This window comes from Paenibacillus sp. IHBB 3054 (genome assembly GCF_051594305.1).
Lineage (GTDB): Bacteria > Bacillota > Bacilli > Paenibacillales > Paenibacillaceae > Paenibacillus_AQ.
Window position 1 is genome coordinate 1 of record NZ_JBOFBG010000078.1, and the last position, 4,861, is coordinate 4,861.

At 45.1% G+C, this 4,861-nt stretch carries 11 protein-coding genes; all 11 read right to left on the minus strand.

The features are described 5' to 3' along the window. Positions 1–343: 343 nt before the first annotated feature. Positions 344–700, minus strand: coding sequence for a hypothetical protein (locus tag ACQ76X_RS35435; RefSeq protein ID WP_438498583.1), 357 nt, complete (start codon positions 698–700; stop codon positions 344–346). A gap of 156 nt (positions 701–856) precedes the next feature. Beyond that, entirely contained in the window at positions 857–1,504 is a 648-nt protein-coding gene (locus ACQ76X_RS35440; RefSeq protein ID WP_438498584.1) for a hypothetical protein, read from the minus strand. 57 nt (positions 1,505–1,561) lie between these two features. Then, positions 1,562–1,741 (minus strand): hypothetical protein, encoded by a 180-nt coding sequence (locus ACQ76X_RS35445; RefSeq protein ID WP_438498586.1) that lies wholly within the window; start codon positions 1,739–1,741, stop codon positions 1,562–1,564. 82 nt (positions 1,742–1,823) lie between these two features. Next, entirely contained in the window at positions 1,824–2,453 is a 630-nt protein-coding gene (locus ACQ76X_RS35450; protein WP_438498587.1) for a hypothetical protein, read from the minus strand. Beyond that, entirely contained in the window at positions 2,450–2,731 is a 282-nt protein-coding gene (locus ACQ76X_RS35455) for a hypothetical protein (RefSeq protein ID WP_438498589.1), read from the minus strand. The genes ACQ76X_RS35450 and ACQ76X_RS35455 overlap by 4 nt, the downstream gene beginning before the upstream one ends. Positions 2,732–2,803: 72 nt before the next feature. Then, positions 2,804–3,097, minus strand: a complete 294-nt coding sequence (locus tag ACQ76X_RS35460) for a hypothetical protein (protein ID WP_438498590.1) — start codon at positions 3,095–3,097, stop codon at positions 2,804–2,806. Positions 3,098–3,158: 61 nt separating this feature from the next. Further along, entirely contained in the window at positions 3,159–3,413 is a 255-nt protein-coding gene (locus tag ACQ76X_RS35465; RefSeq protein WP_438498591.1) for a hypothetical protein, read from the minus strand. A 50-nt stretch (positions 3,414–3,463) separates the two neighbouring features. Continuing rightward, positions 3,464–3,649, minus strand: coding sequence for a hypothetical protein (locus ACQ76X_RS35470; protein WP_438498592.1), 186 nt, complete (start codon positions 3,647–3,649; stop codon positions 3,464–3,466). A 34-nt stretch (positions 3,650–3,683) separates the two neighbouring features. After that, on the minus strand, positions 3,684–3,986 hold the full coding sequence (locus tag ACQ76X_RS35475) for a DUF7678 domain-containing protein (protein ID WP_438498593.1): 303 nt from the start codon (positions 3,984–3,986) through the stop codon (positions 3,684–3,686). Next, complete coding sequence (locus tag ACQ76X_RS35480; RefSeq protein WP_438498594.1) at positions 3,970–4,194, minus strand: hypothetical protein; 225 nt, start codon at positions 4,192–4,194, stop codon at positions 3,970–3,972. The genes ACQ76X_RS35475 and ACQ76X_RS35480 overlap by 17 nt, the downstream gene beginning before the upstream one ends. A 57-nt stretch (positions 4,195–4,251) precedes the next feature. Next, positions 4,252–4,861 (minus strand): hypothetical protein (locus ACQ76X_RS35485; protein WP_438498595.1); only part of this gene is annotated, 610 nt, incomplete at its 5' end.

The window sequence follows — 4,861 nt, forward strand, 5'->3', positions numbered from 1 at the left end:
CAAACTCCGATACTAATTCATCATTCTCGCAGACTTTTGGTTCTCTACCTGGTCCCATCCATTAAACCTCCTTCGCTACATCGTCGTACTGTGCACTATTTCAATCTTCTAAATAATGAAGATCCCTTGAAAACATTGGGACTACCTTTCCGTCAGCATCTCGCTTTACGCTATAGGTCGGGGCATGTGCTGCTACTACTTCTCCTGTCCAGGGTCCAGGCGGAACCTTTTCCTCCGTGGTGGTAGCGCCCCATGACGAGAACCCAACTCTTGTACCTACTTTTGGTCTTATAGCCATAATGAAGCCTCCTATTCGTTAAAAAGGATTAATCAAGCGCCTGAACTATGCAGTAGCGTCATCCACCCAACAGGCCAGTTCTTTTGCAATCAATACCTCGCACAATGCTTCTAACTGGACTTGAATCTCAGGGTCTCTGTACCCTATGCGGGAAAATGCATTCTCCATTTCCCAATAGCCCGGCCCACTTGTCAGAAATTGAGTAAGTATCAAGTTCCAATTACCATCATTCGTTTCCGCAATTTCAAGCTTCGTGTTGAACCGGAACACGTTTGGTATATTCAATACAATGCCGGATTCTCCGATCCACCCTTTACCACCTTGGAACTTTCCTCCGTTCACTTCCAACCCTTCTAATTGCACCAGTGTAGGGAGGGTATGAAATCTCAAAATTTTACCCATTCTAATCAGCTCCTTGTTTCATAGTTTGCGTCTACCGCCAAGCCTGACCCGGATCGGGAAGAAGAGGATGACTTATAACGGCAGTAGGTGAACAGTACGAAGACACTGGCCGTATACAGATTTGCCAGTTCGTCAGTAATTTCAATGTGAACCCTCCTAAAATAGTGATAATTGCACGGTCTTGCGGGGCTGATGTTGCACCCATTGCTCACCGTATTCTCGCATCCATTCTTCCGGAGTCTTCCGTCGGTTCCACTCACTCCGTGGTATCCAGCTGGTGTTGTCGCCCTGAATAGCCGCCGAGTACGGCGCGAACCATTCATGCCGCATCATTCCCAAAAGGTGAAGCTTTGCCCGAATGCTGCTGCTCAGCAGTCCATCCAGATATTGCATACGGCTGAGCTCGTTCATCGGGACCAGCCCGCCAATAAAGAGCAGTGATTCCGTCTGCAGCATCCTTTCATCGCCGCCCGGCTGCAGGATGGGTATGGGACGATATCCTCGGCTCCGCATGTCCTTCAGATACCATTCCGTCGCCTCTGGATTGCCTATCTCGTCATATTGCATGTATTGGTGCCGGGATTTCACATGTCGGTCAATGTAGGCCCGATAACCTTGATAAGATATACAGTCTTCCGTGAACGTCCCGGGGTCCCATATAACTGTTCTATTTCTCAGATAGGGATCAAGCCAAGGCGGGTACCGCCGCAGCAGCGTGGCACTCAGGAGCCAGTGAGTGACGCTGTTCGCTTGTTCTGCCAGGTGCTTCCGGTTTACCCCGGCCACATAGATGATTCGCTTCACTTCGTTCGCCCCTTTCCAGTTCCTTGCCTCTGCTCAGTGTCTTCGAAGTGTGAACTACTAATCGTAAGCTCTTGGATTTGTGTCATGGTCACAATTTCTGCAATGGTAAGTGCCATCTTCCCTTACTAAACAATCAGGATAACCGCAATTACAAGTAGCCCATTCGCAATCACATTCGGGATCATCTTTTTTAGCACCACAACCTATACATACATCATGAACACCTATTTTTTTCATTTTCCCCACTCCTTCACAGCTTCTGTCTTAGTGGCAGGTTCTCTTCGAACTAAGCAGTAAAGTCTATTTGCCCATGGTCTATTCACCCCTCCATGGATGCTGGGGCTGCTGGAATCACGAGTGGTGTCCAGTGAGTGCAATAATCCGGCCAATCGGCATCCAGCGGAGTTCCGCAATAAGGCGGTTCTTCAATCGGGAATTTCCACCAGAGCACATCACTTAACTCCTCGTACCATTCGTTGATTGGTCTTGCAGCCGCCGGTTGTTTAATCTCTGGTGTGGGTGCTGGGGTATCTGGGTATAGGGTGGATATATATTGAATTCGAAATTGATTTGCTTGATCCAAATCGAAGCTTGTTAAATCTCCACGCTGAACAATTTGATATAGTCCTTCCACCGCTTCGGAAGATTCCTCTTTCAGTTGTTGTTCCCTGCCCTCTGCTTCTAATAGCCTCCCATATACCTCAGCTCTAGCCTCATCTCCAGAGTCTCGTTCTTCTTTATACTGGACTGCTAGTTCCTCCGCAGTGTCTGCACGGGCTTTCTCAGACTCTGCTTCGCCTTTCCAATAGCAGACTTCATTTGCTTCAGCAGCATAAGCTTGGAGCCAGAAAAGCATTGGCTCTGTCCAGGCAGGGAATGCATCGTGTTTAATTGTGCCCTGTACCAGTGCCATATCCTTTTGCCAGTCCCTCGACGGTGTTTGTGTCATTGGGCTTCCTCCCCGGCTATTGAATGACCTAATAAAGATGCAATAGACTTAGCTTGGGAAAGAGTAATTCCAAAATCATCAACAATGCTGTCGTCTTCATCCAGCAAATCAACCACGCAATCAGGTTCTCCGTTGTTCCCTGCAAACTCTGTTTTGATACGGTTAAATGTTTCTTTTGCATATTTTTCTGATACGCCTTTCAAAATAAGCAAAGTTTCGAACTCATTCTTTAAAACATTTATTTTTACAAACTGTAATCCCCACGTATCAACATTCATTTTCTATATCCTCCCTTAGTGGGAGAGGAGGGCTGTCACCTCCTCTATCCCTTGTGTCCCTTTATCTTCGGACTACGCAGTAACTTGAATACGATATTGCGTCATCATTATTCGCTTTAACTTTCGCGCCGCCTTGCAGTCATATCCGCCAAAGCGCTCGATTGACAATTCCCACCCGGTTTCCAATAGCATGGCCCCGAACGGAGCATTGCCCTTTAATGGGTATGTCACGAACAAGAAAACCTTCTCTGCAAATTCTTGAACTCCGAATGATAGGTCTATCTGCTTCCCATCTGCCTCTTTTCTCCAGTGCTGCATTAATTCTTCGGCAGCAGGGAGTCCTGTATCTATTTTTGATACTTCCATCGTCAATTCACTCCTTCGCTATATGCGTCAACTTCGCTTTTCACATCGTACTGTTCATCATTTAACTTTTTTTAAATCTGCTTTCAACATACATTTCATTTCTTGCATATCGTTTTGCGGATTCGACATTAGAGAACCACAAAGAATTTACAATCCCATCATCCAAGTAGGGAGGGTTGGTTTTCGTAATAGAGCCGATTAAAAAGGTAGTGTCTCTCTCCTGGTATATCACAATAAGACGGTTCCCCTCATCGGCGACCCATCGCTTAGGATTACTAAGTATCTCAGTGGCTTTTCTATAAGCTATATCACTCATTCCGGCCTCCTTGCTTCGCTATATGCGTCTATCATTCATCACACACGGTTTTATCGAAACATCTGTTTGTAATCCTTGGAATCGAATTTCCCCGTTTCCCGATCAACAGCGACCAGACCAATATCAGTGTGAAACACATGGCATCTATCATTTGAATGTGCATATTGAACTTCTTTATAATCTGCTTCTGTTAATACCCGGCACAAAAGCATTTCTTCAAACAAACCTAGCTCCATAACTCACCTCCTAACCTGGTGGACTCATCGTAATCTATCGTGAAGCCTCAAAAGACCAGTCTATTTCTTGATCATCAAACTGCCTAACTACCGCTTCAATAACTGCACGAATCTTGCTGTCTTCTGGAGCTTTACCATGCCAGCCCCGTTCATAATTGGCCAGTCTTTTACAGAACTCTTTTTGTTTATCCGGATACACGGTCAACCGACTGATTCGACCTTCTGATATCCCATACGAGGATGGCTCTGAAAAAACTTGCGCTTGTACAAAGAGGCCTTGAATCTCCCCTTCAAAGATGTCCCCTGCGTAAAGGCGACCTTTATATACCATTAGCATTATTTTTTCCTCCTTTTTTGGCATATAACTCATATTCACGAGTCATGCCAGAATCCCCCAATACATTTGCGTTAAACAGGACTTCTAGTGCTGTTTCAGAGGCATGCCCTTTTTTCAAAAGATCGGTATACATCCATTTGAGATAAGCATCCTCATTTACAAATCTGAGCATTTGCGCTGCATTGAATGCTGGATCATCAAAGTCCATACCACTCATCCTTTCTACAATATAGGTAAGGAGCAAAATAGACTCCCTGATCATTCTTTAAATAATTCGTAAGGACTGGGCCAGTAAAATAAGTGCTGTTTTTTTAACCTGATAATATTTAGCGCGGTACCAGTTGAAATTGTTCATGAGATACTCATCCAATGCTTCCTCGCGGCAAAAGTACTTAGCCTCAATAAGCCTGAGTTGATCAGGATCAAGACTACGCAAGGCTTTTTCCATGGGATATAACTGATCCTCCACCTCCCAAATCTCATCCTGGAGGCGTTCAGCTCTATCAAACATGCTCATGACTGCGTGCTCAGTGGAAGAATGCGGAAGTCCTGATCGGCCACTGACACCGGTAAGCTCCATTCCAGCTGTAACTTTCGGCTCCTTCGGCTTAACTTTTTGAAGTTCTACGTCTAACCAGTGTTTACGCTTATTTGCTTGGTAATATTGCTTTAAGCGGTACTCTACGATAGAAACGTATTGCTGCCGAATGGCTACAGGTATATTCATTTCAATTTGTTCCACTTCTTCATCGCAACTACTGACTGATGATTTACCTGTTTTCTCCAAATGCTCCTTTATGATCATCAGTTCCTGTTGCACAGCATGTGAAGAAGTTGTCTTCACTGATTTTTTCAACTTTTGGTATCGGGCAAAC